At 71.5% G+C, this 24,131-nt stretch carries 25 protein-coding genes; 11 read left to right on the forward strand and 14 right to left on the reverse strand.

The annotated features are described in order from the left end of the window. The coding region (locus MKK88_RS13605) for an outer membrane protein (protein ID WP_244000499.1) at positions 1–671 on the forward strand (671 nt) is incomplete at its 5' end. 196 nt (positions 672–867) lie between these two features. Here the strand turns inward: MKK88_RS13605 and MKK88_RS13610 are convergent. After that, the gene (locus tag MKK88_RS13610; protein WP_244000501.1) at positions 868–1,398 is read right to left on the reverse strand and encodes a hypothetical protein; all 531 of its coding nucleotides are present in this window, start codon (positions 1,396–1,398) and stop codon (positions 868–870) included. 229 nt (positions 1,399–1,627) lie between these two features. Here MKK88_RS13610 and MKK88_RS13615 point away from each other — a divergent pair, with 229 nt between their 5' ends. The 3 genes from MKK88_RS13615 to MKK88_RS13625 all read left to right on the forward strand — a co-directional run bounded on the left by MKK88_RS13615 (position 1,628) and on the right by MKK88_RS13625 (position 3,222). Next, positions 1,628–1,804, forward strand: a complete 177-nt coding sequence (locus MKK88_RS13615; protein ID WP_244000503.1) for a hypothetical protein — start codon at positions 1,628–1,630, stop codon at positions 1,802–1,804. A 59-nt stretch (positions 1,805–1,863) separates the two neighbouring features. Beyond that, a complete protein-coding gene (locus MKK88_RS13620; protein ID WP_244000505.1) occupies positions 1,864–2,868 on the forward strand; it encodes an SDR family oxidoreductase in 1,005 nt (334 codons plus the stop codon). 114 nt (positions 2,869–2,982) lie between these two features. Then, entirely contained in the window at positions 2,983–3,222 is a 240-nt protein-coding gene (locus tag MKK88_RS13625) for a hypothetical protein (RefSeq protein WP_244000507.1), read from the forward strand. 123 nt (positions 3,223–3,345) lie between these two features. Here the strand turns inward: MKK88_RS13625 and MKK88_RS13630 are convergent, their stop codons facing one another. Continuing rightward, positions 3,346–4,062: a hypothetical protein gene (locus MKK88_RS13630; protein ID WP_244000509.1), complete on the reverse strand. Its 717-nt coding sequence runs from the start codon at positions 4,060–4,062 to the stop codon at positions 3,346–3,348. Positions 4,063–4,130: 68 nt separating this feature from the next. Next, entirely contained in the window at positions 4,131–4,418 is a 288-nt protein-coding gene (locus tag MKK88_RS13635) for a hypothetical protein (RefSeq protein WP_244000511.1), read from the reverse strand. Positions 4,419–4,763: 345 nt separating this feature from the next. On the opposite strand from MKK88_RS13635, the gene MKK88_RS13640 reads away from it, so the two are divergent. Both MKK88_RS13640 and MKK88_RS13645 read left to right on the forward strand, forming a co-directional pair. Then, complete coding sequence (locus MKK88_RS13640) at positions 4,764–5,783, forward strand: zinc-dependent alcohol dehydrogenase family protein (protein ID WP_244000513.1); 1,020 nt, start codon at positions 4,764–4,766, stop codon at positions 5,781–5,783. Positions 5,784–5,946: 163 nt separating this feature from the next. After that, a complete protein-coding gene (locus tag MKK88_RS13645) occupies positions 5,947–6,687 on the forward strand; it encodes a Crp/Fnr family transcriptional regulator (protein ID WP_244000515.1) in 741 nt (246 codons plus the stop codon). Positions 6,688–6,726: 39 nt separating this feature from the next. On the opposite strand, the gene MKK88_RS13650 is transcribed toward MKK88_RS13645, so the two are convergent. The 7 genes from MKK88_RS13650 to thrC all read right to left on the reverse strand — a co-directional run bounded on the left by MKK88_RS13650 (position 6,727) and on the right by thrC (position 16,982). Continuing rightward, a complete protein-coding gene (locus MKK88_RS13650) occupies positions 6,727–8,424 on the reverse strand; it encodes a methyl-accepting chemotaxis protein (protein ID WP_244000517.1) in 1,698 nt (565 codons plus the stop codon). A gap of 465 nt (positions 8,425–8,889) precedes the next feature. Beyond that, positions 8,890–9,825, reverse strand: a complete 936-nt coding sequence (locus tag MKK88_RS13655) for a ferredoxin--NAD(+) reductase (RefSeq protein ID WP_244000542.1) — start codon at positions 9,823–9,825, stop codon at positions 8,890–8,892. A 75-nt stretch (positions 9,826–9,900) separates the two neighbouring features. After that, a complete protein-coding gene (locus MKK88_RS13660; RefSeq protein WP_244000519.1) occupies positions 9,901–10,278 on the reverse strand; it encodes a hypothetical protein in 378 nt (125 codons plus the stop codon). A 91-nt stretch (positions 10,279–10,369) separates the two neighbouring features. After that, positions 10,370–10,780 carry a globin family protein gene (locus MKK88_RS13665; RefSeq protein WP_244000521.1) on the reverse strand — a complete coding sequence of 137 codons (411 nt, stop codon included), beginning with the start codon at positions 10,778–10,780 and terminating at the stop codon, positions 10,370–10,372. Between the two features lie 77 nt (positions 10,781–10,857). After that, positions 10,858–13,719, reverse strand: a complete 2,862-nt coding sequence (locus MKK88_RS13670; RefSeq protein WP_409566659.1) for an EAL domain-containing protein — start codon at positions 13,717–13,719, stop codon at positions 10,858–10,860. Positions 13,720–14,016: 297 nt separating this feature from the next. Continuing rightward, on the reverse strand, positions 14,017–15,312 hold the full coding sequence (locus MKK88_RS13675) for a M16 family metallopeptidase (protein ID WP_244000525.1): 1,296 nt from the start codon (positions 15,310–15,312) through the stop codon (positions 14,017–14,019). 257 nt (positions 15,313–15,569) lie between these two features. Next, a complete protein-coding gene (gene thrC, locus MKK88_RS13680) occupies positions 15,570–16,982 on the reverse strand; it encodes a threonine synthase (protein WP_244000527.1) in 1,413 nt (470 codons plus the stop codon). Positions 16,983–17,206: 224 nt separating this feature from the next. On the opposite strand from thrC, the gene MKK88_RS13685 reads away from it, so the two are divergent. Next, positions 17,207–17,572, forward strand: coding sequence for a hypothetical protein (locus tag MKK88_RS13685; RefSeq protein WP_244000529.1), 366 nt, complete (start codon positions 17,207–17,209; stop codon positions 17,570–17,572). A gap of 48 nt (positions 17,573–17,620) precedes the next feature. Here MKK88_RS13685 and MKK88_RS13690 read toward each other — a convergent pair whose 3' ends face one another. Next, positions 17,621–18,028 carry a DUF4864 domain-containing protein gene (locus MKK88_RS13690; protein ID WP_244000531.1) on the reverse strand — a complete coding sequence of 136 codons (408 nt, stop codon included), beginning with the start codon at positions 18,026–18,028 and terminating at the stop codon, positions 17,621–17,623. A 349-nt stretch (positions 18,029–18,377) separates the two neighbouring features. Between MKK88_RS13690 and rutA the strand changes: the two genes are divergently transcribed. The 4 genes from rutA to rutD all read left to right on the forward strand — a co-directional run bounded on the left by rutA (position 18,378) and on the right by rutD (position 21,537). Next, positions 18,378–19,472 carry a pyrimidine utilization protein A gene (rutA, locus tag MKK88_RS13695; protein ID WP_244000544.1) on the forward strand — a complete coding sequence of 365 codons (1,095 nt, stop codon included), beginning with the start codon at positions 18,378–18,380 and terminating at the stop codon, positions 19,470–19,472. Continuing rightward, the gene (gene rutB, locus MKK88_RS13700) at positions 19,472–20,233 is read left to right on the forward strand and encodes a pyrimidine utilization protein B (protein ID WP_244000546.1); all 762 of its coding nucleotides are present in this window, start codon (positions 19,472–19,474) and stop codon (positions 20,231–20,233) included. The genes rutA and rutB overlap by 1 nt, the downstream gene beginning before the upstream one ends. 114 nt (positions 20,234–20,347) lie before the next feature. Beyond that, positions 20,348–20,734, forward strand: coding sequence for a pyrimidine utilization protein C (rutC, locus tag MKK88_RS13705; protein WP_244000533.1), 387 nt, complete (start codon positions 20,348–20,350; stop codon positions 20,732–20,734). A gap of 8 nt (positions 20,735–20,742) precedes the next feature. Beyond that, positions 20,743–21,537, forward strand: coding sequence for a pyrimidine utilization protein D (gene rutD, locus MKK88_RS13710; RefSeq protein WP_244000535.1), 795 nt, complete (start codon positions 20,743–20,745; stop codon positions 21,535–21,537). On the opposite strand, the gene MKK88_RS13715 is transcribed toward rutD, so the two are convergent. From MKK88_RS13715 to MKK88_RS13725, 3 genes are read right to left on the reverse strand one after another with little or no spacing between them, the layout of a single operon-like run. Next, positions 21,497–22,471 carry a glycosyltransferase family 2 protein gene (locus MKK88_RS13715; RefSeq protein ID WP_244000537.1) on the reverse strand — a complete coding sequence of 325 codons (975 nt, stop codon included), beginning with the start codon at positions 22,469–22,471 and terminating at the stop codon, positions 21,497–21,499. The two genes, rutD and MKK88_RS13715, sit on opposite strands and share 41 nt — an antisense overlap. Further along, positions 22,468–23,373 carry a glycosyltransferase family 2 protein gene (locus tag MKK88_RS13720; RefSeq protein ID WP_244000539.1) on the reverse strand — a complete coding sequence of 302 codons (906 nt, stop codon included), beginning with the start codon at positions 23,371–23,373 and terminating at the stop codon, positions 22,468–22,470. The genes MKK88_RS13715 and MKK88_RS13720 overlap by 4 nt, the downstream gene beginning before the upstream one ends. Before the next feature lie 30 nt (positions 23,374–23,403). Further along, complete coding sequence (locus MKK88_RS13725; protein ID WP_244000540.1) at positions 23,404–24,030, reverse strand: PadR family transcriptional regulator; 627 nt, start codon at positions 24,028–24,030, stop codon at positions 23,404–23,406. Positions 24,031–24,131: the final 101 nt, after the last annotated feature.

Consider the following 24,131-nt stretch of genomic DNA (forward strand, 5'->3'; position numbering starts at 1 on the left):
GCCGATCTGGGCGCCGCGCCGCCCCGCCGCCCGTGTTCACCCCCGTGCCGGTGTTCACGTGGTCGGGCGCCTATTTCGGCCAGACAAACCAGGAAGGGTACCGCGGCGGCGCCCAGATCGTCTACAACTGCCAGCTGACCCCGGGTAACGGCGTGGTGTGCGGCGTTGAGGCCGACGCCCAGTACCTCGACTTCGGCCGCAACCGGAACCGGTCGAGCGTCACCGGTCCGCTGGCAGCCGGCTACTACGTCACCGACCCGCGCGGCCTGTCGAGCCTCGACTACTTCGGCACCGTGCGCGGCCGCCTCGGCTACGCCTTCGACCGCGTCCTCGTGTACGGCACCGGCGGCTTCGCCTACGGCTCGGGCAGCGCGGACCGCTCGTTCGGTGGCTACGTCGGCAACGACAGCTTCCGCACCGGCTACGCGGTCGGCGGCGGCATGGAGTACGCGCTCCCGGTCGACTCGTTCCTGAACTTCTTCCGCTCGTCGGCCGTGACGCTCAAGGTCGAAGGCCTGTACGTCAACCTCGACCGCAACACCCGCAACCAGGGCGCGCTCGTCATCAACGCCGCCAACAACTTCCCGGTCGCCTACAGCGCCGTCGGCCGCCGCAACGACGAGTTCGCCGTCATCCGCGCCGGCCTGAACTACAAGTTCGGCTCGTACTAAGACTCACCCGCGGAACCACCTGTCGGGCCTGACGGCCCGGCGGGTGTTCTCCCGGTGGTCGACCATCCGCGAGGCGGCCCCGCCGCATCGCCCCTCGACCCGAGCATCCCCAGCCCGACCTGACTGGCCGCTCGCGCCGAGCAAACGCCCCGGGAGTCTCTCCCGGGGCGTCTTTCGTCGTGGGGTGCCGCCCGCCTCAGGCGTGAACGGCGTGCTCCAGTTGCGCCTTCGACATCTTCGACCGGCCGGGCACGTTCTGCGCCCGGGCCTTGCGCATCAGCTCGGCCTTGGTCGTCCCGGACTGGCTCGCCGTCTTGCTGCTCGCCTTGCCGGTCTTGCGCACCGTGGCGGATTTCTCGGCGGCCGCCTTCGGCTGCTTCGAGAACTGCTTGCCCTTGGCGGTGTCGGCCCGCTTCTTGGCGGTGCTGTCGGCGTATTCCTTGTCGCTCAGTTTTTCACGGGCCTTCTTGGGCAGGTAGCGCTCGCCGGTCTTGCCACTCGCCTTGCCCGACTTCGTGTCCCACTCCTCCTCGGTCCACTGCTTGAGGTGGTTGTCGTCCGACTTCTTGCCCGCGTAGCCGCCGCCTTCCTTCTTGTATTCGGCCGTGGCCATCTGGGCCTTGCGCGCTGACCACTGGCCGGGCTTGCCGCCCTTCTCCGACTTCGTGACCTGCTTCTTGACCTTCTCCCACAGCTTGGGATCGGTCTTCTTCGCGGTTCCGGCCATCGTCCTGTCTCCGAATAAAGATTTGGCAGACAACACCAGGCCCACGCCTCCGTTCCGATGGCGCGCGGCCCGGGCGAAAATCGCGTTGGATGATTTCCGGATACGCCGGCCGCTCCGGCGGGTTGGCCCCTGAGGATCGGGCCTGACGGCCCGGCCCGGCGCCGGGGACCGGCGCGCCTCGGAGGGACACGGCATGGCGGACGTACCGGACGACACCCAGGCTTAGCGGATGCCCGCCGGCAAGCCCGCGAGCGCGGGTCTGGCCAACACGCCCCTCGACACCGCCACCGGCACGGTCAAGCCGCAGGACGGTCCGATGGAGCGCGCCGGCACCGAGCGGGAAGAGGCGCGCCGCGGCGGGACCAGCCTGGGAGCCGAGCGCGACCGGCCCCCGGGCGGGCGGTGAGCCCGTCCGGCGGCCCCACCGCCCCCGCGCATCACACAGCAGACAGAGGAAGACGCAGCATGCAGATCCGGCACAAGCCCCTGCGCGAGCAGGTGATCGTCATCACCGGCGCCTCCAGCGGGATCGGCCTGGCCACGGCGCGGGCGGCCGCAAGCCGCGGGGCCCGGGTGGTCCTGGCGGCGCGCAATGGTGCGGCCCTCGACGACATCGCCCACGATATCCAGGAGCGCGGCGGCGAGGCCCGGGCGGTGGTGACCGACGTGTCCAGCCGCGCCGATGTCGAGGCGCTCGCCGCCGAGGCGATCCGCGCCTATGGCGGCTTCGACACCTGGGTCAACAATGCGGGCCTCTCGATCTTCGGCCGCCTCGAGGAGGTCTCGGACGCGGACCATCGCCGGCTGTTCGACGTGAACTTCTGGGGGATCGTCTACGGCTCGACGGTGGCGCTGCAGCACCTGAAGAAGCGTGGGGGGGCGCTGGTCAACCTGGGCTCGGTCGCCTCCGACCTCGCCTTCCCGATCCAGGGCATGTACTGCGCCTCCAAACACGCGATCAAAGGCTTCACCGACGCCCTGCGCATGGAATTGCAGGAGGCGGGCGCCCCGGTCTCGGTGACGCTGATCAAGCCGGCCTCGATCGACACGCCCTTCCCGGAGCACGCCCGGAACTACATGGCCCGGGCCCCGAAGCTGCCGCCGCCGGTCTACGATCCGGCGGATGTCGCCAAGGCGATCCTGTACGCCGCCGAGCACGGCCCGCGGGACCTCTATGTCGGCGGCGGCGGCAAGGTGATGAGTTCCCTGCGCAAGCGCGTCCCGTCGATCACCGACTGGATGGGCGCGCAGGTCATGTCCCGGAGCCAGAAGGCCGGCGCGGCCGGGCCGGACCGGGACGGCGCCCTTTACGCGGCCGGCCGGGACGGGGCCGTGCGCGGCGCCTCGCCCCACCACGTCATGCGCAGCGCCTACACGCAGGCCTCGGTTATCCCGATCCTCACCGGGCTCCTTCTGGCCGGCGCCACGGCAGCGGCGGCCGCGCTGCTCGCCCGCTCCGACCGGCCGTAGCGCGCTCCGCCGGAGGGGATGCCGGTTCGGCGCAGGGGGTGCGGGACGACAACGACGTGGGGCCGCTCCCGATCGCGCTGCGATCGGGTGGTCTCGCCACGAACGGGAGACGCCATGGCCAGGGATCTGAGTGTCGACGCCGGTGACCCGGCGCAGGAACGGGTGGCGGCCGAGCGGGCCGGCCGGAAGCGTCTCGGCGAGAACGGGCGACCGCGGACGGTCTCCACCCCCGCGGAGCAGGACGCGGCCGACCGCACGGCGGTGAGGGCGACCGGACAGCCGGATCCGAACACCCGGCCGCGCGAGGAGGCGGCCCGGGGTTCCGATCACCGGGCCGGGTTTCCAAAGGGCTGAGCCCGTTGGTGGGTTGCCAGGGGGAAGCCCTGGTTCTTCCGGGCGAAGCCTCGGCTCTCTCGGGCGAGGCCCGACCTCGTCCTCTGCCTCAGGACGCGACCCAGGGACCGCACGGGATGGCTGTCACGGCTGGCGTCCGCCGCAGGGCCGCGGCTCCGGTTCAGGCGCACCCGGGTCCGCGCCCACGAGCCCGGTCACGATGCCGGCTGCGCAGAGCTGCGCCGCGTCGGGAATCCAGATGGCGGCCGGGGCGACCGACAGGGCCCGCGCCACGAAGGCGGGCGGCAGGCCGGCGGCCCGGTAGGCCGCCCGCTCCGGCGCGGGATCCACCGGACGCATCCGCCCCCGCGCCGCGACCGTGTAGGGGGCGTGGAACCCGAGCCGGCCGCCCTCCGCCAGGATGCGCCGCCGCCCGCGGACGAAGATCAGCGTGCAGGCGGACGCACAGGCATCGGACACCTGGGTCTCCAGTCCCCGCGCCGCCACGAGGGCCCCGATCGCCGCGCCCTCCGCGACCAGGCCGCCGTCGCTGGTCAGGTGCAGGCGTGCGATCCGCGGATGGGCGTCGAGGAGGCCGGCCAGCCGAACGGCCACGCCCGCGGTGAGGTCGCCCACGAGGTGCAGGTTCCGGCCCTCCGGCCCGACCGTCAGCCGGGCCGGGATTTCCGGGTCGTCCGGCTCGACGGTCGCGCGGGAGGCTGCCCCTTGCCCCGTCGCCGCGGAGCCCGGGGATGGGCCAATGATGGCCGGGCAGGCGGCGAGCGCCAGCGCGAGGATGCGCGCGCGCATCCCCGACCGGCGCCCCCACCGGCGGGTGAGGCACGGCGTGGCGGCCGTCATGGCGGCTTGTCCTGTGACGGGATCGGCGGGACGAAAGTGGGGCGACCGGCGGGGCCGGACGCGGCCTCCTACTGGAGGTAGGCCACGAACATCTCGGCCACGGCCCGCGACGCGTAGGCCTCGGGGCTCTCGCCCCAGCGGATCGGGAAGGCCTCGGTCACCCGCCGGCCGGCGAGGATCCCGGCCACCTCGTCGGGCATCAGCCCATCGTCGAGGGCGTTCGCGAGGGCGGCGTGCTCGTGGGACGGGTGGAATTCACGGGCCGGATGGGAGCGGACGCTCCGGGCCAGGGGGCCGGCAAGCGCCGCGGCATGACGATCGGAATGGGGGGGCGGGGTAACGCTATCGGTCAGCATCTCTGGTCGCCTTCCGTGTCGGGTGGGGTGTCCTCTCGGCGTCTCGGACGCGGCAACACCACGGACAGGGCGACATCGTCGGGGCGATCCGATCCATGCTGGCGATCACGGCAATCCTCCATCCGGCTCTGCATCGACCCGGGCAATCTAGCCGCCGGAGCCGGAAAAAGGCTTCCCATTTGATGCGGCTTCGAAGCGGAGCTTGTGCGCGGAACCCGCCTTCGGGAGCAGAAGATGTGAAGCGGGCTCGTCTCCGGGCGTCTCGACGCGGGGCGCCCGGCCTGCCACCATCGGCCCCCGGGCGGCCGCGTCCGGGCGGGGACACGGGCCAGGGACAGGGTCGCTATGACAGGATCGCTCGCGCGCGCCGTGATCGTCCAGCCGGGGGGCGGTTTCGACAGGGTCGGATTCGGGGAACGCTCGGTTCCGGAGCCCGGCCCCGGGGAGATCACCGTCCGCCTGCGGGCGAGTTCCCTCAACTACCACGATTACGCGGTGGTCAGCGGGATGTGGGGGCCGCGCGAGCCCCGCATCCCGATGTCCGACGGGGCCGGCACGGTCGAGGCCGTTGGTCCGGGCCCGGCGGAGTTCGCCGTGGGCGAGTCCGTGGTCAGCACGTTCTTCCCGACCTGGCTGGAGGGTACGCCGCAGGTCGAGGGTTTTGCCACCGTGCCGGGCGACGGGGTCGATGGCTACGCCCGGGAGCGGGTCACGGCGCCATCCACCGCCTTCACCCGCGCGCCCCGGGGCTGGGACCACGCCGAGGCGGCGACGCTGACCACCGCCGGCTTGACCGCGTGGCGGGCGCTCCACGCCGATGCCGGCCTCAAGGGCGGCGACGTCGTCCTCGTCCAGGGCACCGGCGGCGTCTCGCTGTTCGCCCTGCAATTCGCGAAGGCCGCGGGCGCCACGGTGATCGCCACCTCCTCCAGCGACGCGAAGCTCGAGCGCCTGCACGGGCTCGGCGCCGACCACCTCATCAACTATCGCGCCGACCCGGCCTGGGGCGAGACCGCCCGGCGCCTGACCGGCGGGCGTGGCGTCGACCACGTCCTCGACGTCGGCGGACCGGGGACGCTGGAGCAGTCGATGGCCGCCGTGCGGGTCGCCGGCCATATCTCGGTGATCGGCATCCTGTCGGGCGTGGCGGGCGAAATGCCGCTGGTCCCGGCGCTCCTGAAGCAGATCCGCCTGCAGGGCGTGCTGGTCGGCAGCCGGCGCCACCAGATCGCGATGATCCGCGGGATCGAGGCCTGTGGGCTGCGGCCGGTGGTCGACAGCCGCTACCCGCTCGACGACCTCGTCGCAGCGTTCCGGCACCAGGAGAGCAACCGCCACTTCGGCAAGATCAGCATCGACATCTGAAACGCGGGCGGCCTGCGCGTGGATCGGTGCGACGCGACCGCTTCCAATTGCCTGCAACCGTTCACTAATCGACACTGCGGCACTGAAAGCTAATCTGCATAAGTATTCATTCCAGAGAACCCTCTGTAGGCTTGCGCGCGCTAAGCCCGTGCGGAGGAACACCATGTCAAATCCGCTTGTGCGCAAGCTGGAATGCTACGTCCGGCTCTCGGAGGCCGATCGATTGTGCTTGATCGATGCCGTCGGCCCGGGGCGTATGATCGCCGCGCGGACGGACATCATCCACGAGGGTGACGATCCGCGCGCCGTCAGCATCATCCTCGACGGCTGGGCCTGCCGCTACCGGCAGTTCATCAACGGGCGCCGCCAGATCGTCTCGTTCCTCCTGCCGGGCGACCCGTGCGACCCGCACATCTTCCTCCTCGACGAGATGGACCACACGATCGGGGCGATCACGCCCGTCCTCCTCGGCCAGATCTCCGGCGCCGCGCTGCAGGCGATGACCGCCCGCAAACCGCAGCTCGACCTCGCCTTCCACCGGGAGGCGCTCGCCACCGCGGCGGTCCAGCGCGAGTGGACCATCAGCCTGGGCAGCCGCACCGGCATCGAGCGGCTCGCGCACCTGTTCTGCGAATTGTACGCGCGGCTGGCGGCGGTGGGCCTGGCGGAGGCCAAGATCTGTCCGATGCCGATCACCCAGAGCGATCTCGGGGACGCGATGGGCCAGACCAGCGTGCACATCAACCGCACGCTGCAGGAACTGCGCGGCATGGAGCTGATCACCCTGCGCAGCCGGCGCCTGACCATCCACGATCCGGCTGCCCTGGCCCGGCTCGCCCATTTCGATCCCGCCTATCTCCACATGACCGAGCCGGGCGGTCGTGACACCGTGCGGCGTGCGTGATCCGCGCGCCGTCCGGCCCGGTCGAGCCGGGCCCGGGCCTCAGGCGGCGCGGATGCCGGCCAGGAAGCGGTCGACCTCCGTCGAGAGGCGCTCGGACTGGCTCGCCAGAGCCGTAGCCGCCGTCAGCACCTGATCGGCCGCCATCCCGGTCTGCTCCGACGCCTCGGCCACGCCGGCGATGTTGGCGGTCACCTCCGAGGCGCCCTGCGTCGCCTGGCCGATATTGCGCACGATCTCCTGGGTTGCCGCACCCTGCTCGTCCACGGCCGCCGCGATCGCGACCGCCATGCCGTTGATCTCGCGGATCCGGCCGATGATCGTGCCGATCGCGCCCACCGCCGCGCCGGTAACCCCCTGGATCCGGCCGATCTGCCCGGCGATTCCGTCGGTTGCCTGCGCCGTCCTCTCGGCGAGGGCCTTCACCTCGCCCGCGACGACCGCGAAGCCGCGGCCGGCCTCGCCGGCGCGCGCCGCCTCGATCGTGGCGTTGAGCGCCAGCAGATTGGTCTGCTCGGCGATGGACGAGATCAGCCGCACCACCGTGTCGATCTCCGAGACCGCCACCCGCAGTTCGGACACGAGGCCGGCGGCCTGATCGGCCTCCACAACCGCCTGCTGCGCCAAACCGGAGGAGCCGCTCGCCTGTCGGCCGATCTCCCGAATCGAACTGCCGAGTTCCTCGGTCGAGGCCGCGACGGTGTTAATGTTGGCCGCCGCCGCCTCGGCCGCGCGGGCCACCGCGCCGGACTGGCTCGCGGCCTCCTGGGCGGTCGTGGTCATCTGACGGGCGGTGGTCTGAAGGTCGCCCGCGGAGGACGAGACGCGATCGACGATCGTGGACACCGCCTGCTCGAAGGTCTGCGCCAGCTCCATCCGGTTGCGCCTGCGCTCGACGGAGGCGGCGGCCTCCGCCTGCCGCCTCCGCTCGGCTTCGGCGGCGGCGTTGCGGGCGACCATGACCTTGATCGCCTCGACCGCGCGACCGACGATCCCGATCTCGTCACCGCGCCGCGCTTCCGGAATCGCGGCCTCGATGTCGCCCTCCGCCATACGCTGCAGGCCGACGACGAGGCGGTGAAGGGGTCGCGTGACACCGAGCACGACGATCGCCCCCGAGAGGCCGAGGGCGGTGAGCAGGGCCGCCAGGGCGGCGCCGATCAGGATCGTGCGCGCCCGCTCGGCCTCCTGCTGCGAGGCGGTCTTCGCCTCGCTGAGACGGGCGCTCGCCAGCGCCTCGTAATCCTGCGACACCTTGTTGAACGCCGCCCGGATCTCCCGGCTCTCGACGAGACCCACCTGAATCGCCGTGTCCCGTTCGTCCCGGAGGGCGAGGGCATTGGAGCGATCGAGCAGATCGAAATACGCCCGCGCGAGACGGCCGATGGTGCGCTGGATGTCCTGGATCTCCTTCCGCCGCGACCCCGCAGCCAGCGTCTCGACATTGTCCGCCACGGCCTTGACGGCCTGATCATAGCGATCGCGGAAGGCCGGGATGTCGCTTTCCGGCCGGCCGATGATGATGTTGCGGTTCATCAGGCCCGCGACGAGAAACTGCTCCCGGATCTGACCGAACATCTCCAGGCGCGAGAAATAATAATCGACAAGATATTTGTTGCGCTGCCTCATGACATCCAGGGATTCAAGCGAGTAAAAAACAATGAATGAACTGGCCAAAGTCATGATGATGAGAGGAATAGAAATCTTGACGATCAGTCTCGCATCTCTGAGCAGTCGCATGCATCGAACCCCCGTTCGCAATCGGAAGTCCTGTAGCATGGATTTTTGGAGATTGAGCTAGACCGGGCAAAATAACCTTCGATCCACTCGCAGATTTGCCGAGTAACATTTACATGACGGCAGAAGTGATTGATCCACCGAATGCAGATGCCGACGGCATGTTCACGGATCGTCGAGCGATGAAGGGGCGTTTTCTCGGACGGCGCCCGGGTCCGAAGCACGGTCTTCGGGCCGATATACGGCCTCGTCGATCCCGGACGGTCGCCGAAACCGGACTCACGGCCTCAGGAAACGCGCACTGCGGCCCGGGCTGGCCCGCGGACGGCTGCGGCGCGGGATACAGCCTCGGATCCGCTCGGCACTGCGGCACGACCGGCCGGGGAACGGGGTCGCGAACCCTTCCGCGCGGGGAGGCCAGGGCAAGGCGGCGAAGACTGCGTCAGCGCCGATTCCGTGCGTCCGCCCTCAGTCGAGCATGATCGGGTAGCAGCGCGCACCCACCGAGGCTGCGAGCACCTGGACGGCGCCCACGGTCGAGACGTCGCCGGCCACGTGGACCACGTCGGTGGCGCGCAGGCTCGGCAGATGGGCGGTGAGCGGGCCGGAGCGCACGTCCGGCGGACGCGGGCCGCCGCGGTCGGCGCAGAGCACGATCCGGGCGACGCCGGTGCGGCGCAGCCAGTCCAGGCTCTCGCGCATGTAGAGGTCCAGCGCGTCCCGGGCACCGACCGCGAGCGCCATCTCGCGGGCGGGCTCGACGTAGCGGGCCGCCCGGGCGATCGCCCAGATCGCGCCGAAGCCGGCACCGGCCGCCACCAGGACGAGGCGCCCACCCCCGGGCCGGTACTGCCCCCGGCCCACGGGCCCCTTGAGGCGCACGGGCTGGTCGAGGCGGATCGTGTCGACCGGGCCGCCCTCGGGATCGCGGGGGATGTGGAACACCGCCTCGTTGATCTCGGCGGCGCCGTCGACCCGCAGGGTCGGGGCGAGCGTCAGGGTGGGCAGCCCCGCGAAGGTCACCCGGGCCTCATGGCCGGGCTCCAGGGTCGGGCGCTTGGTCAGGGTGGCCACGACCTCGACGATGCCGGGGCTGAGCCGGCGGATCTCCGTGACGGTGCCCTTGCGGATTGCGACCGGGATCGGCGGTGCCGCCTCCTGCCCCTGGATCGGGGTGGTCGGCAGGCTCGGCCGGAGGGATTCGAGGCGGGCCCGGTGGGCCGGCGGACGGCGGGCGGGGCGGGCCGCGCCCTGATGCGCCACGCCCTGGCCGGCGAGCGGATTGCCGGCCTGGGCCTGGACGGGCGCGATCATACCCTCGGCCAGCGCCGCCTCCAGGGGCGTATCGCCGGTCGAGACGCGCACCGACCGGCCGTTGACGACGAGCGAGCAGCGCGCGCCCATGGCCTTACCCCGCATGGTCTGGAGAGGGCTCACCGAAGGTGGGTTCACGGGTGAGGGCGGGTTCACGGGGCCGGATCACTTGGCACGGATCAGGAGCGAATCGACCAGAGCCGCCCAGCGCTCGCGGGTCGCGCGGACATCGTCGCTGGCCGCGGATTCGGTGAGGAACTGCCGCTGCGCCCGCAGCGCCTCGACCTCCTGCCGCTGGGCGCGGAGCACCGCCTTCATCACCTGAAGCTCGGTTTCGAGGCGGGCAATGGCCTCGGCCTCGTCGGAATCGTCGAAGAGGTCTTCGTCGGGCTCGTTCTCAGGCGCACTGGTGCGCTGGAGGTCATGACCGGGCAGGGGCAGCCGCATCCGGGCCTGCGGGTCCAGCCGGACCGGCCGGGCCATCAGGCGGCGCAAGAGATCCGAGCTGCCTGCCTGCTGATAACGCCGTGCCGCCTCGGCCATCCGCCCATCCCCATGCCGGGCGCCGGCGCGCCCATCCATCAACAGGAGCTTGCGCGGACATGGTTAAGGTGGGCTTAAATCACTGCGCGACTCACGCCGCCTCCGCAGCCTCCTTCATCACCCCGGCAACGAGCGTATAGGTCGCGACCCAAGCCGCCCGCACCTCCGGGGTGAAATCCGCTCCCAGCCCCTGCTCCAGGGTCCAGAGCAGGGCCTCGCCCACCGGCGCGTAATGGGCGGCCTGCGTGCCGTAGGCGATGTGCTTGCGCCCGAGATCCTGCAGCGCCGGCACCACCGTGTCCGGGTGGTTCAGGTTGGCCACCGCCAGCCCCAGCATGGCCATGAGCTTCGTCTTCTGCTCGGCCATGTCGTCGGGGAAGAGGGGGCGCACCTGCGGGGCGATCTCGAACAGGCGGCCATAGAACAGGTCGGCCGCCGTCCCGGCGATCGGCCGCACCTTCGCGAAACTGTCCTGCACCAGCTTGATCTGTTCGGGGGTCATCGCAGCACCTGCCGGAGAATCTCGTCTCCGGCAGGTTACACCCGGCCCACCCACTCAAGAACCAATCTAGGTTGGTCTCAGGCGGCTTCCGGCGCGGCGCCGACGATCTGGCGGGCCTGCAGCAGGGTCATCGGCTCGCCGAAGGCGGGGCCCAGCGCGTATTCGCAGCCGAGGCCGGCGAGCGCCTGGGCGTCGGCCTCCGATTCACAGCCCTCCGCCACGATGGCGAGGTTCAACTCGCTCGCCATGCGCACGATCGAGCGCAGGATCGCGGTCTGGCCGGTGCCGATCTGGCGCACGAAGGTCGAATCGACCTTGATCGTGTCGAACGGGAAGCGCTGCAGGTAGGAGAGGGCCGAATAGCCGGTGCCGAAATCCGACAGGCACAGGCCGGCGCCGAGGTCGTGGATCCGCGCCAGCATCTGGGCGGCGTATTCCGGGTTCTCCATCACGAGGCTCTCGCTGAATTCCAGCTTGAGCGAGCCGGGGAGCGCCCCGGAGCGGGCCATCACGGTCTTCACATCGTGCAGGAGGTCGTGGCGCAGGAGCTGGCGCGAGGACAGGTTGCAGGCCGCGAAGATCGGCGGCTCGACCTCCAGGGAGCGCTGCCACGCCGCGAGTTCCAGCGCCGTGCGCTCCAAGGCGAAGATGCCGAGATTGACAATGAAGCCGCTCTCCTCGGCGAGCGGCAGGAAGGTCGCGGCGGGGATGCGCCCGAGCTTCGGGTGGTCCCAGCGCAGGACGGCCTCGAACCCCGCCACGGTGCGGTCTTCCAGCCGGACCACCGGCAGGAACAGCACCTTCATCTCGTTGCGCTCGATCGCCTTGCGCAGGTCGCTCTCCAGCATCAGCCGGTCCGAGCGGTCGGTGCGCATGTGGGCGCGGAACACCTCGATCCGGTCGCCGCCGTTGCGCTTGGCCTGGATCATGGCGATCTCGGCGCTCTTGAACACCTCGTCGCGCTTCAGGTTGGCGCCGGCCTCGTAGAGCGCCAACCCGATGGAAACCGTCAAAAAAATCTCGCGGTCGGCGTAGGTGATCGGCGTGGCGATCGCCCGGCGGATCATCTCGGCGAAGGCCAGGATCCGGTCGGGCTCGCGCTCCGAGACCAGGATCACCGCGAACTCGTCGCCCGCCACCCGGGCCAGGGTGTCCTGCGGGCGCAGCAGCCGGCCGAGGCGGCGCGAGAGGGTCAGCAGGATCGAATCGCCCGCCGAGAGGCCGATCGCGTCGTTGATGCCCTTGAACCGGTCGACATCGAGCACGATCACGGTGGGCTTGAGGCGCGGATCCTGGCTGGCGAAGGCCAGAGCCGCGTCGAGACGGTCGCCGAACAATTCGCGGTTCGGCAGGCCGGTGAGGCTGTCATGCACGGCGTCGTGGAGCAGGCGCTCCTCGGCGGTCTTGATCTCGGTGACGTCCGCGATGGTGCCGACCACGCGGATCACCTCGCCGTCCGCCCCGATCACGGGGCGCGCCTTCAGCCGGTACCAGAAGAAGGTGCCGGCCTCCGAGCGCAGGCGGAAATCGTGGACGATGCGGCCGCGCCGCTCCTCGATCACCGTGTCGAGGGCCGCCGAGTAGCGCTCCACGTCGAACGGGTGGAGGGCGCCCAGCCAGTTGGTCGCCGGCCCCTCCAGGGTGCCCCGGGCGAGGCCGAGCTGGGCCTCGATCTCCGGGCCGACGAAGACCCGGTCGGCCGGTACGTCCCAGTCGAACACCACGTCGCCGGCGCCCGTCAGCGCCAGCGCCCGGCGCTCGGTGTCGGAGACGAGGGCGTGGCTGAGGCCGCCCCCCGCGAAGGCGTGCTGGAGCACCGTGAAGCCGATCAGCATCACGATCAGCACGAGGCCGCCGATCAGGGCCGGCTGCACGAGATCGCTGCCGATCTGGCCGGTGACCGCGAAGCCCGCCGCCGCCACCCAGACGACGAGGAGCAGCCAGGTCGGCACCAGCAGGATCGCCCGGTCGTAGCCGTTATGGACCGCGAGGTAGAGGATCAGCAGCAGGCCGATGCCGGCCACCGCCGCGATGGAGATGCGCGCCACCCCCGCCGCCACCGGCGGGTCGAACACCGCGAGCCCGACGAGGCCGGCCAGGAAGGCCAGCCAGAAGAACGCCACGTGGCTGTAGCGCACGTGCCAGCGGGCGAGGTTCAGGTAGGCGAACAGGAAGACCAGCAGCGTCGCCCCGAGCACCGCCTCGGCGGAGGCCCGGTAGACCCGCTCGGCGAGCTCGGTGACCGGGAAGACCCGCTGCAGGAAGCCGAAATCGATGCAGGCATAGGCGAGCACCGACCAGGCGAGCGCCGCGGCGGCCGGGAAGATGATCGCGCCCTTGACCACGAACACGATGGTCAGGAACAGGGCGAGCAAGCCGCTGATCCCGATGATGATGCCCTTGTAGAGGGTCAGGCCGGCGGATTTCCGGCGATAGGCGTCCTGGTCCCAGAGGTGGAGCTGGGGGATGTTGGCGCCGCGCAATTCGGCGACGTACGTGACGGTGGTGCCGGGATCCAGCGTGATCGTGAACTGGTCGGCCTCCGGGTTCTCGTCCCGCTCGGGCCGGATGCCCTGGCTCGCCGTGATGGCGGCGATCCGCGAGCCGCCGAGATCGGGCCAGATCACCCCGGAATCGACCAGCCGGAAATGCGGGGCGACGAGGATGCGGTCGATCTGCTCGTCGGTGTCGTTGGTGAGCGCGAACACGATCCAGTCGGGCCGGGCGCCGGCGTCGCGCGCCTTCACGACGATGCGGCGGACGATCCCGTCCTTGCCGGGCGCCGTGGAGATCTGGATCAGGTCGCCGTCCGAGCGGTAGCGCTCGATCGCGCCGGTCAGGTCGATCACCGGGGCGTCGAGGGTGACGCGCACCGCCTCCACGGCCTGAGCCGACCCGCTCAGCGCGAGGGCACCGACGAGACCGCCGACCAGGGTCAGGAGGAGGGCGAGGATGCGCAAGGGTATCTTGGTGTCCGGCCGTGCGAGAGGCGTCAGCCGCCCGGGCGGCCTCGATCGATAGGCGTGGGCCTAACCTGGGGCAAGGGCGCCTTGAGCCCGGTCCACCGCCCGCGGATCGCGCTCCTTTGCGGCCAAATCAAGTTGGGCGGGGGTGGGGCGGTCATTTCGCAGCCCGCTCCGTCATCGCGAGCGCAGCGAAGCGACCCAGGGCAGCGGGACGTCTGCGACTCGAGCGGTTCCCGGGATTGCTTCGCTGCGCTCGCAAAGAAAGCGGCCTCAGGCCGCCCGGAGCGCGCCCGCGATCTTATCGAGCGTCGGCAGCTTGCGGATCGGGCCGATCGCCGCCAGCGTCGGCGTGCCCGTGAGCATCGCGGCGGCGGCGGCGCGGACGTCCTCGACCGTAACGGCGTCGACCTTGTCGATCACCTCCCCGGCGGGGATCACCCGGCCCCAGGCCAGGATCTGGCGGGCGTTGCGCTCGATCCGCCCGCCGGGCGTCTCCAGCGCCGAGAGCAGCGAGACCTTGAGCTGTGCCTTGGCGCGGGCGATCTCGGTGGCGTCGAGGTCGCGGGCCGCCCGGGCGGTGGCGGCAAGAGTCACGTCGACGAGTTCGGGCAGGTCCGCCCCGGCGGTGCCGGCGCCGATGCCGAACAGGCCGCAATCCGAGAACGGCCAGTGGAAGGCCTGGATCTCGTAGGCGAGGCCGCGGGTCTCGCGCACCTCCTGCCAGAGCCGCGAGGTCAGGCCGCCGCCGAGCACCTGGGCGAACATGTGCAGCGCGTAGTAGCGCTCGTCCCGGAACGACAGGCCCGGCAGGCCGATCACCACGTTGGCCTGTTCGAGCTTGCGCGGCATCCGCCGCTCGCCGCCGCCGTAGACGCCCGGCACCGCCGCGGGGGCGGGCTTGGCGGGGAGGGCGCCGAAATGGCGCTCGGCCGCCGCCACGATCGCCTCGTGGGTCACCGCCCCGGCGCCGGCCACCACAATGCGGTCCGGGGTGTATTCCCGGTCGAGATAGGCGCGGATCCCGGCCTCGTCGAAGCTCCGGATCGTCTCCGGGCGCCCGAGGATCGGCCGGCCGACCGGCTGGTCGGGGAAGGCCGCCTCCGTGAAGGCGTCGTACACCACGTCGTCGGGGGTATCCTCGACGGCGGCGTATTCCTGGAGGATCACGCCCTTCTCCCGGGCGAGTTCGCCCGCGTCGAACACCGAATCGGTGAGGATGTCGCCGATCACGGTCAGGGCGAGGTCCGCATCCTCGCCGAGCACCCGGGCGGTGTAGCTCGTCCCCTCGGTCGAGGTCGCGGCGTTGATCTCGCCGCCGACATTCTCGATCTCTTCCGCGATCTTCTGCGCCGACCGGGTGCGCGTGCCCTTGAACGCCATGTGCTCGATGAGGTGGGACAGGCCCGCCTCGTCGGCGCGCTCGTTGCGCGAGCCGGCCCCGACCCAGACGCCGAGGCTGGCGGTGGCCACGCCCGGCATCGGCTCGGTGACCACCGTGACGCCGTTGTCGAGCCGCGTGGTCCGCAGCGACGGCGAGGCGGCGTGGGTGGAGAAATGCTGGTTCATCGACAGCTCGTCGCGAAGGGGGCCGGATCGGGCGCGGAATCCCTCCCCCCTTTGCGGGGGCGGGTGGCCCCTGCGTCAGCAGGGGTCGGGTCGGGACGAAGTCCCGCAAGGGGGGGAGCGCCGTTCCAGGAAGATGGGCAGCAGGTTTGAAGGCCACAACCTAATCTTGCATCGTCGCTCCCCTCTCCCGACCCGCTTCGCGGGCCACCCTCCCCCGCAAAGGGGGGAGGGGGAGCGGCACGCCACCCGCGGCAAACTCAAGCCCCTCGCGTGATGCGGGCGCGCTCGCGGATGAGCTTTTCCAGGGCGGCCTGGTCGTTCTCCACCCGGGTCATGCGCTCGGGCCGGTCCATGAGGTCGGCGAGGTGCGGGGGCAGGGGCGGGCGCAGGCCGCCGGTGGCCTTCGCGACCGCGTCCGGGAATTTTGCCGGATGCGCGGTGCCGAGCGCCACCACCGGAGTCGCGGGATCCTGCTCCAGGAGCCGCCGCCCGGCCCGCACGCCGATGGCGCTGTGGGGATCGAGCACCACGCCGGTGGCGGCCTGGGTCAGGGCGATCTCTTCCATCACGTCGGGCTCCGGCACCGCGACGGCATCGAACTCCGAGCGGACCGTGGCCAGCACCTCGGGGCTCAGCGAGAACCCGCCGGACTGCTTCAGCCCGGCCATCAGCCGCGACAGGGCGGAGGCGTCGCGCCCCAGCGCCTCGAACAGCAGCCGCTCGAAATTCGAGGAGATCTGGATGTCCATGGAGGGCGAGGTGGTGGGGACCACGCCGCGCAGCTCGTAGGCGCCGTGCTCCAGGGTCCGCACCAGGATGTCGTTGGCGTTGGTGCCGATCATCAGCCGCCCGATCGGCAGGCCCATCTGCTTGGCGACCCAGCCGGCGAGCACGTCGCCGAAATTGCCGGTCGGCACCGCGAAGGAGACCGGGCGATGGGGCGAACCCAGCGCCACCGCGCTGGTGAAGTAGTAGACCGCCTGCGCGGCGACCCGGGCCCAGTTGATCGAGTTGACCCCCGACAGCCGCACCGCGTCGGCGAAATCGGCGTGCTGGAACAGGGCTTTGACGAGGTTCTGGCAATCGTCGAAGGTGCCGTCGACGGCGAGCGCATGGACGTTGTCGGCCGGCACCGAGGTCATCTGCCGGCGCTGCACCTCCGAGACCCGCCCGTGGGGATAGAGGATGAACACGTCGACCCGGTCGAGCCCGCCGAAGGCCTCGACCGCCGCCGAGCCGGTATCGCCCGAGGTCGCGCCCACGATGGTGGCGCGGGTGCCGCGCTGGGTCAGCACGTGGTCCATCAGCCGCCCGAGCAGCTGCATCGCCACGTCCTTGAAGGCGAGCGTCGGCCCGTGGAAGAGCTCCAGCAGGAACAGGTTGTCGTCGAGCTGGGTCAGCGGGCAGACCGCCGGATGCCGGAAGGTCGCGTAGGCCCCATCGATCATCCGGTCGAGGTCCGGGCCGGCGACATCGCCGTCGATCAACGGGCGCAGCACCCGCTTGGCGGCCTCCGCGTAGGGCCGGCCGGCCAGCGCGGCGATCTCCGGGCGGCCGATCTGCGGCCAAGTCTGCGGCACGTAGAGCCCGCCGTCGCGGGCGAGACCCGCCAGCAGGGCGTCCGAGAACGAGAGCGGCGCGGCCGCGCCGCGAGTCGAGACGTGGAGCACAGGGTCCTCCGTGGGAAGGCGCCCCCTCTACACGATGCCGGCGGGCCTGTCGAAAGCAGAGAGCCCTCCTGTGCCGCGCGGCCGGTCTGCCCGCAGGACGGGGCTGGCGGTTTAACCGGGGCTGAACGGGGCGGTTCAGGGCCGGTTCGGCGGAGGCCGCCATGGATCGGCCGACCCGGCGGCGATGCGCCGGCGGGATCGATCCCACCTCAAAGAGAGCCGACATGACCCGAATCATCGCCCTTGCGGGCGTCGCGGCCCTGCTGTCCGGCACCGTGGCCTTCGCACAGACGCCGCCGCCCCCCGGCGGCCCGCGGCCCGGCCCCGAGGCCGGCGCCCCGCCTCCGCCGCCCCCGGGCGGTCCGCGGCGCGGCCCGGGGGCCGACACGCCGCCCCCGCCGCCGCCCGGAGGCCCGCAGCGCGGCCCCGACGGCCCGCCGCCGCCGCCGAAGGGCGCGCATTTCATCATCGAGCGCGGCGATGCCCGCATCGACGTGAAATGCGCCGACGACGACACGACGAAGGCCTGCGCCGACATCACCCTGCAGATGCTCGACAAGCTCGCGACGCTGAAGCCGGAACCCCGGTGATGCCGGGCCCGTCGCCGTGGAGGCGACGGGCCACCAGACGTTCGTGCTTCAGGCGTTCGTGCCCGGCGCCTTGATCAGGCGGCAGCCGGTGATGCGCCATTGCCCGTCCGCGTCCCGGACGAGGCTGTATTCGGCAGTCCAATCGACGCCGTACTCGTCCTGGATCGCCACCGACTGGACCACGCCGTCCGCGCCCGTGTCCCGGCCCGCGCCGAACACGAAGCTGCGGTGCCGGTAGACCGGGCGGTACTGATTGCGGACCATGCCGATGAACAGGTCGGCGTTCGGGAAGAGCTCACGGATCGCCGGAGCCGCCTGGGCATAGGCGGCCGACGCGTCGTCGCGCCCGAATGCCTCGACCTGCCGGGTGATCGTGGCCTGGGCGGCGGCGCGGGCGGCGTCATCGGCCGCCGCCGGTCCCGCGAGGACGAGGAGGAGGGCGAGCCACGCGCGCATCAAGGTCACTCCGGCAGGACGGGACCGAAATCAATTCTCGTCTTTCGAAATGGTCTTCGGCGCGACAAAAGCAATCCTTCCGCGGACCTCGCACACACGATGAGCACGCAGCGGGCAGACATCGCGCTGAGGTTGTGCAAGTCGCTGAAAAGATGGACATTTTTTCGCGGAATCCGCCCGACGGGTTTGACCCTCCGCGCCGGTTTTGCGAGCGTCGGCCGACCGAGTCGGTGCCCCGGGGGCGGGTGCGGCTCCGCTGGAGCATGGGTCGATGACGCAGAGCGAGGCCGGGACGGGCGTGCCCGCGCAGGCGGATGCCACCGGGACGGAGCCCGGCGGATCGCCCGCCATGAGCGTCGGGGTGTTCATCCCGATCGGCAACAACGGCTGGCTGATCTCGGAGAACGCCCCGCAATACCGCCCGAGCTTCGCGCTCAACAAGGCGATCACCCTGAAGGCCGAGGGCTACGGGCTCGACTTCGCCCTGTCGATGATCAAGCTGCGCGGCTTCGGCGGCAAGACCGAGTTCTGGGACCACAACCTCGAATCCTTCACCCTGATGGCGGGGCTCGCCGCCGTCACCACCCGGATCAAGCTGTTCGCCACCGCGGCGACCCTGTGCCTGCCGCCGGCCATCGTCGCCCGCATGGCGGCGACCATCGACTCGATTTCGAACGGGCGCTTCGGCGTGAACCTCGTCACCGGCTGGCAGAAGCCGGAATACGACCAGATGGGCCTGTGGCCCGGCGACGCGCATTTCGCCAATCGGTACGACTACCTGGCCGAGTACGCCCAGATCCTGCGCGACCTATGGGAGACCGGGGCCAGCGACCGCAAGGGCACCTATTTCCAGATGAACGATTGCCGCCTGAGCCCCCGGCCGGAGGCGCCGATGAAGATCATCTGCGCCGGCCAGAGCGGGGCGGGGCTGGCCTTCACGGCGCAATACGCGGACTACAATTTCTGCCTGGGGAAAGGGGTCAACACGCCGACCGCGTTCGCCCCCGTGGTGGAAAAGCTCGCGGAGGCCAGCGCCAGGACCGGACGACGGGTGACCTGCTACGCCCTGTTCATGATCATCGCCGACGAGACCGACGCCGCCGCGATGGCCAGCTGGGAGCATTACCGGGCGGGGGCCGACGCCGAGGCGATCGCGTGGCTCGGCCTCCAGGGGGCGGCCGACACCAAGTCCGGCGGCGACACCAACGTGCGCCAGCTTGCGGACCCCGCCTCGGCGGTGAACCTCAACATGGGCACCCTGGTGGGCGGCTACGCCACCGTGGCGGCGATGCTCGACGCGATCATGACCATCGACGGGGTGGAGGGCGTGCTCCTGGTGTTCGACGATTTCCTCAAGGGTCTCGATGCCTTCGGCACCCGGATCCAGCCGCTGATGCGCACCCGCCGGCACGTCGCCGCGGCGCCGTTGGGAGAGGTCGCGTGATGGATGCCCCCGCCGGATACCGCGATCCCCAGGGCCGCCACGGCAGCACCGTCCTGCCGGCCCGGCCGGAGCCGATCGCCTTCGACCCCGCGGCGACGGTGCTGATCGTCGTGGACGTGCAGAACGCCTATGCGAGTCCGGGCGGCTATCTCGACATCGCGGGCTTCGACGTGTCGGGCACCGGCCCGGTGATCGCGCAGATCGTCCGGGCCGTGGCGGCGGCGCGGGCGGCCGGCATCAAGATCCTGTGGTTCCAGAACGGCTGGGACCCGGATTACGTCGAGGCGGGCGGGCCGGGCTCGCCGAACTGGCACAAGTCCAACGCCCTCAAGACCATGCGGCGGCATCCGGAGATGAACGCGCGGCTCCTCGCCAAGGGCTCCTGGAACTACGCGCTGGTGGATGCCCTGAGGCCCGAGCCCGGCGACCTGACGATCGGCAAGCCGCGCTACAGCGGCTTCTACAACACGCCCCTCGACAGCATGCTGCGCGCCCGGGGGATCAACACGCTGATCTTCACCGGCATCGCCACCAATGTCTGCGTGGAATCGACCCTGCGGGACGGGTTCCACCGGGAATATTTCGGGATCGTGCTGGCGGATGCCACGCATCAGGCGGGGCCGGAGAGCCTGCACCACGGGGCGCTCGCCAATATCGAGACCTTCTTCGGCTGGGTCTCGGACGTGGCGTCCTTCGAGGCGGCGCTCGGACCGGCCGCACACGCCGCGGTTGATGCGGCCGGTCTCGATATGGCCGAATAAGTGCATCCCGCACCCGGCCGGTGACCGGCAGGGTGCACGCGCGCCGCCCGATGCGGCGCCTCCCGCGCGGCCTGCCCGGCCCGGCCGACAGGTCGAACGGGAGCGCGCACGGGCATGCCGAAGCAGGTCGTCATTCCGCCGGGGACCGGCAAGCCGCTCGCCCCCTACGTGCCGGGGACGCTGGCCGACGGCGTGCTGTACGTCTCGGGCACGCTGCCGCTGGATGCGGAGGCCAACGTCGTCCATGCCGGCGACGCGGCCGCCCAGACCCGCCACGTGCTGGAGACCATCAAGGGCGTGGTCCAGGCCGCGGGCGGCACGATGGACGACGTCACCTTCAACCACGTCTTCCTGAAGGACTGGGCCGACTACGCGGCGATCAACGCCGTCTACGCGGAGTATTTCCCGGGCGAGAAGCCGGCGCGCTACTGCATCCAGTGCGGCCTCGTGAAGCCGGACGCGCTGGTGGAGATCGCCTCCGTGGCGCATGTCGGCCGGTGAGCCACCCGGTGAGCAGAGACGCGGCCCCGCTCCACCATGCGGCGGCGGGCCCGGAGGACGGACCTCCGGTGCTGCTCTCGCCGGGGCTCGGCGGCGGGGCCGGGTACTTCGCGCCGCAGATGGCGGCGCTCACGGCGCGCTTCCGGGTGGTGACCTACGATCACCGCGGGACCGGGCGGTCGCCCGACCGGCTTGGCCCGGATCACGATATCCCCGCCATGGCCCGGGACGCGCTCTCCGTGCTGGATGCCGCCGGGATCGACCGCGCCGACGTGGTCGGTCATGCCCTCGGCGGCCTGATCGCCCTGCAGATGGCGCTCGCCGCGCCCGGGCGGGTCGGGCGGATCGTGGTGATCAACGGCTGGGACGCCCTGGACCCGGCCACGCGCCGCTGCTTCGCGGCCCGCCGGGCGATCCTGGCCGGGGGCGGGCCGGAGGCCTTCGTGCGGGCGCAGGCGATCTTCCTGTACCCGGCCCCCTGGCTCTCCGCGCAGGCCGAGCGGGTCGCGGCCGACGAGGCCCTGGCCCTGACGCATTTCCCCGGGGCCGAGACCGTGCTCACGCGCATCGGCGCCCTGGAGCGCTTCGTCATCGCCGACCGGCTCGGGCGCATCCCGCACGAGACCCTGGTGATGGCCGCCCGGGACGACGTGCTGGTGCCCTATACGCGCTCCGAGCGCCTCGCGGCGGCCCTGCCCCGGGCCCGCCTTGCCCTCGCCCCCGAGGGCGGCCACGCCCACAGCGTGACCTGTCCGGAGGCCTTCAACCGGACCCTGCTGGACTTCCTCGATCGCCCCGCATGAGCGAACCGGCGAGCTGCGGCAGGGCCGCGGCCAGGAGGGCAGCCGCGCGCAGCACCTCGGCGGCCTCGGCCTGAGAGCGGTGGGCGAGCGCCAGGGCGAGCCGCAGGGGCACCTGCGCACAGAAGCTCGCCGCGATCAGCGCCAGGGCCGCGGCGGCGCCGTGGTGCTTGCCGGCATAGAGGATCTGGCTGCGCAGGAAGTAGAACAGGCGCCGCGCCCGCACCTGCCGGGTCGTGCCCTGACCGAGGTGATGCGCGACCGCCCCTGCCACGTGACGCACGCGAAAACCCGCCGCCCGGGCGCGCGCGCAGAGGTCGGCATCCTCCCAGTAGACGAAGAAGCGCGGGTCGAACCCGCCGAGGGCCGTGAACAGGTCGCGGCGGATCATCAGGAAGGCGCCCATCACCTGATCGACGGCGCGGTCCTCCGCATGGTCCCATTCGCGGAGGAAGTGCGGGCGCACGAGGCTCAGCCGATCCAGCGCCAGGGCGCGGCCAAGGAGGCCGAGGGCCGTGGGTGCCCGGGCGCAGGAGCGCGCGGTTCGCCCGTCGGGGTCGACCAGCCGGGCGCCGACGATCCCGGTCCGCGGATCGGCCAGCAGGGCGGTCCGGGCCACGTCGAGGGCGTCGGGCTCGACCTGCGTGTCGGGGTTGAGGAACAGGATCGCCGGGGCCGCGCCCGCGGCAGCGCCCTGGTCGCAGGCCCGGCCGAAGCCGCGATTCTCCGCATTGCGGATCAGTCGGAGCGGGCGGGGCAGGGGCGGCAGGTTCTCCGTGGAGCCGTCGGTCGACGCGTTGTCGACCACGATCACCTGCACGGACCCCGCGTCCCGCGCCGCCGCGAGGCTCGCGAGGCAGGCGCGCAGCAGCGCACCGCCGTTCCAGTTGACGATCACCACGTCCAGGACCGGGGGGAGGGCAAGGCGGCCGGTCACGGCAGATCCTTCGGCAGGTCCTGGGGCGGCCCGAGGCGGCCGAGAACGCCGTCGCGGGCGGCCCCGAGGAGCCGCAGCAGCACGGCGGGCCGGAAGCCCGAATCCGCCCAGTACAGCCCGGCCTGGAGCGGCAGGTAGGCGGCCTGGGCGAGCTTCCAGCGCAGCGGCACGTGGGGCAGGCGCCACGCATAGACCGCGTTGCGCAGGTAGGTCGCCATGCGGAACAGGGGCTGGCGCGGCATCGCGATCCCGAAGGCCCGGATCACCCCGCCGCCGACCCGGTGGGGGATCCCGACATCGCGGGCGCAATAGCAGCCGTCGCCGAGGCTCCAGGCGCGGAAGCACCATTCGAGCTCGACCCCGTCGATGAAGAAGTCGTCCCGGAACGGGCCGACCCGGTCGAACGCGGCGAGGTCGATCAGCGAACCGGAGGTCGCCAGGAATTGCACCGGGGCGAGGGCGCCACAATCCGGCACGCCGGGGCGGCGCGGATAGGCCGGCGCCTTGTGGCCGGCGGCCGGCGCCGGGGCGGGGCCGACCACCGCCGCCGGGATCCCGGCACGCCGCAGTTGGCCGAGGGCGGCGAGCAGCCCGGCGACGAGGTTTTCGGGCGGCTCGGCATCCTGATCGAGGAGCAGGAGCGTCTCCGCCCCCGCGTCCCGGGCGGAGGCGGCGATCCGGTTGAGCGCCGCCGCGATGCCGACGTTGCGCCCCGCCGACAGCAGTCTCACGCCGGCGCGCGCAAGACGCGCCGCATCCGCCGCCGGGAGGCCGCCATTGTCGAAGGCGATCACCGTGGCGCCCACGACCGCGGCCTGGGTGAGGACGCGCTCCACCTGATCCGGGCCCGGCCGGAACAGGGTCACCCCGAGGGCCAGGTGCCGTGGGCGTGGATCAGGCACCGTGCAGGCTCCGGCGGGAGTCGCGGCGCCTCACGCCCGCTCAACCGCGGCGGTCGCCGCCTCCAGGGCGGCCGTGATGGCGGCGGTCTGCTCGGCGCTGAGCGGGCCGCGGGCGAGGCGCATCTGCAGGGCGAGCTTCAGCCCCTCCCTGGCGCGGACCAGGGAGGGTGGCGGCCCGTCGCCCCGGGCGGCCTCGGCCTCGGCCATCCGGGCGAGGATCGCCTCCAGGGTCGGGCGGTTGCCGTCGAGCACGGCCTGCCCCTCTGGGGTGATCGCGTGCAGCCGCTTGGTGCCCTCCCCGGGGGTCACCGTGACGTGGCCGAGCTCTTCCAGGAGCGTCAACGTCGGGTAGACCGTGCCGGGGCTCGGGCTGTAGGCGCCGCCGACCCGCTCCTCGATGGCCTTGATGATCTCGTAGCCGTGCCGGGGCTTCTCGGCGATCAGATGGAGGATCACGAGCCTCAGGTCGCCATGGGCGAAGAAGCGGGCGAGGTCGCCCCGGCCGCCGCGGCCGAACATCCGGCGGTCGCCGGGTCCGCGGCCGGGATGTCCGTGCCGCCCCCGGTGCTCGCCCCCCATCGGGCCCCGATGGGCCCGGACGCGGTAGACGTCGAAGGGATCGGGGTGGAAGGGATCGGCGTGGAAGGGATCCATCATGCCAGGATGCATGGGGCGTCGCCTCGATTTCGATATGTCGTTTATATCGATATATCGAAATGTTGTCGCCAACAAGGGGAGGCTGTCGATGCTGTAGCCTG

The organism is Methylobacterium sp. E-005, from assembly GCF_022829725.1.
In the GTDB taxonomy this organism is placed as follows: Bacteria; Pseudomonadota; Alphaproteobacteria; order Rhizobiales; family Beijerinckiaceae; genus Methylobacterium.

Excerpts from the sequence above, each read along its gene's own strand:
- MKK88_RS13610 (WP_244000501.1), bottom strand. The coding sequence starts at position 1,398 with ATGGCCGGAACCGCGAAGAAGACCGATCCCAAGCTGTGGGAGAAGGTC.
- MKK88_RS13615 (WP_244000503.1), top strand. The coding sequence starts at position 1,628 with ATGCCCGCCGGCAAGCCCGCGAGCGCGGGTCTGGCCAACACGCCCCTC.
- MKK88_RS13620 (WP_244000505.1), top strand. The coding sequence starts at position 1,864 with ATGCAGATCCGGCACAAGCCCCTGCGCGAGCAGGTGATCGTCATCACC.
- MKK88_RS13625 (WP_244000507.1), top strand. The coding sequence starts at position 2,983 with ATGGCCAGGGATCTGAGTGTCGACGCCGGTGACCCGGCGCAGGAACGG.
- MKK88_RS13630 (WP_244000509.1), bottom strand. The coding sequence starts at position 4,062 with ATGACGGCCGCCACGCCGTGCCTCACCCGCCGGTGGGGGCGCCGGTCG.
- MKK88_RS13635 (WP_244000511.1), bottom strand. The coding sequence starts at position 4,418 with ATGCTGACCGATAGCGTTACCCCGCCCCCCCATTCCGATCGTCATGCC.
- MKK88_RS13640 (WP_244000513.1), top strand. The coding sequence starts at position 4,764 with ATGACAGGATCGCTCGCGCGCGCCGTGATCGTCCAGCCGGGGGGCGGT.
- MKK88_RS13645 (WP_244000515.1), top strand. The coding sequence starts at position 5,947 with ATGTCAAATCCGCTTGTGCGCAAGCTGGAATGCTACGTCCGGCTCTCG.
- MKK88_RS13650 (WP_244000517.1), bottom strand. The coding sequence starts at position 8,424 with ATGCGACTGCTCAGAGATGCGAGACTGATCGTCAAGATTTCTATTCCT.
- MKK88_RS13655 (WP_244000542.1), bottom strand. The coding sequence starts at position 9,825 with ATGGGCGCGCGCTGCTCGCTCGTCGTCAACGGCCGGTCGGTGCGCGTC.
- MKK88_RS13660 (WP_244000519.1), bottom strand. The coding sequence starts at position 10,278 with ATGGCCGAGGCGGCACGGCGTTATCAGCAGGCAGGCAGCTCGGATCTC.
- MKK88_RS13665 (WP_244000521.1), bottom strand. The coding sequence starts at position 10,780 with ATGACCCCCGAACAGATCAAGCTGGTGCAGGACAGTTTCGCGAAGGTG.
- MKK88_RS13675 (WP_244000525.1), bottom strand. The coding sequence starts at position 15,312 with ATGAACCAGCATTTCTCCACCCACGCCGCCTCGCCGTCGCTGCGGACC.
- MKK88_RS13685 (WP_244000529.1), top strand. The coding sequence starts at position 17,207 with ATGACCCGAATCATCGCCCTTGCGGGCGTCGCGGCCCTGCTGTCCGGC.
- MKK88_RS13690 (WP_244000531.1), bottom strand. The coding sequence starts at position 18,028 with ATGCGCGCGTGGCTCGCCCTCCTCCTCGTCCTCGCGGGACCGGCGGCG.
- rutA (WP_244000544.1), top strand. The coding sequence starts at position 18,378 with ATGAGCGTCGGGGTGTTCATCCCGATCGGCAACAACGGCTGGCTGATC.
- rutB (WP_244000546.1), top strand. The coding sequence starts at position 19,472 with ATGGATGCCCCCGCCGGATACCGCGATCCCCAGGGCCGCCACGGCAGC.
- rutC (WP_244000533.1), top strand. The coding sequence starts at position 20,348 with ATGCCGAAGCAGGTCGTCATTCCGCCGGGGACCGGCAAGCCGCTCGCC.
- MKK88_RS13725 (WP_244000540.1), bottom strand. The coding sequence starts at position 24,030 with ATGATGGATCCCTTCCACGCCGATCCCTTCCACCCCGATCCCTTCGAC.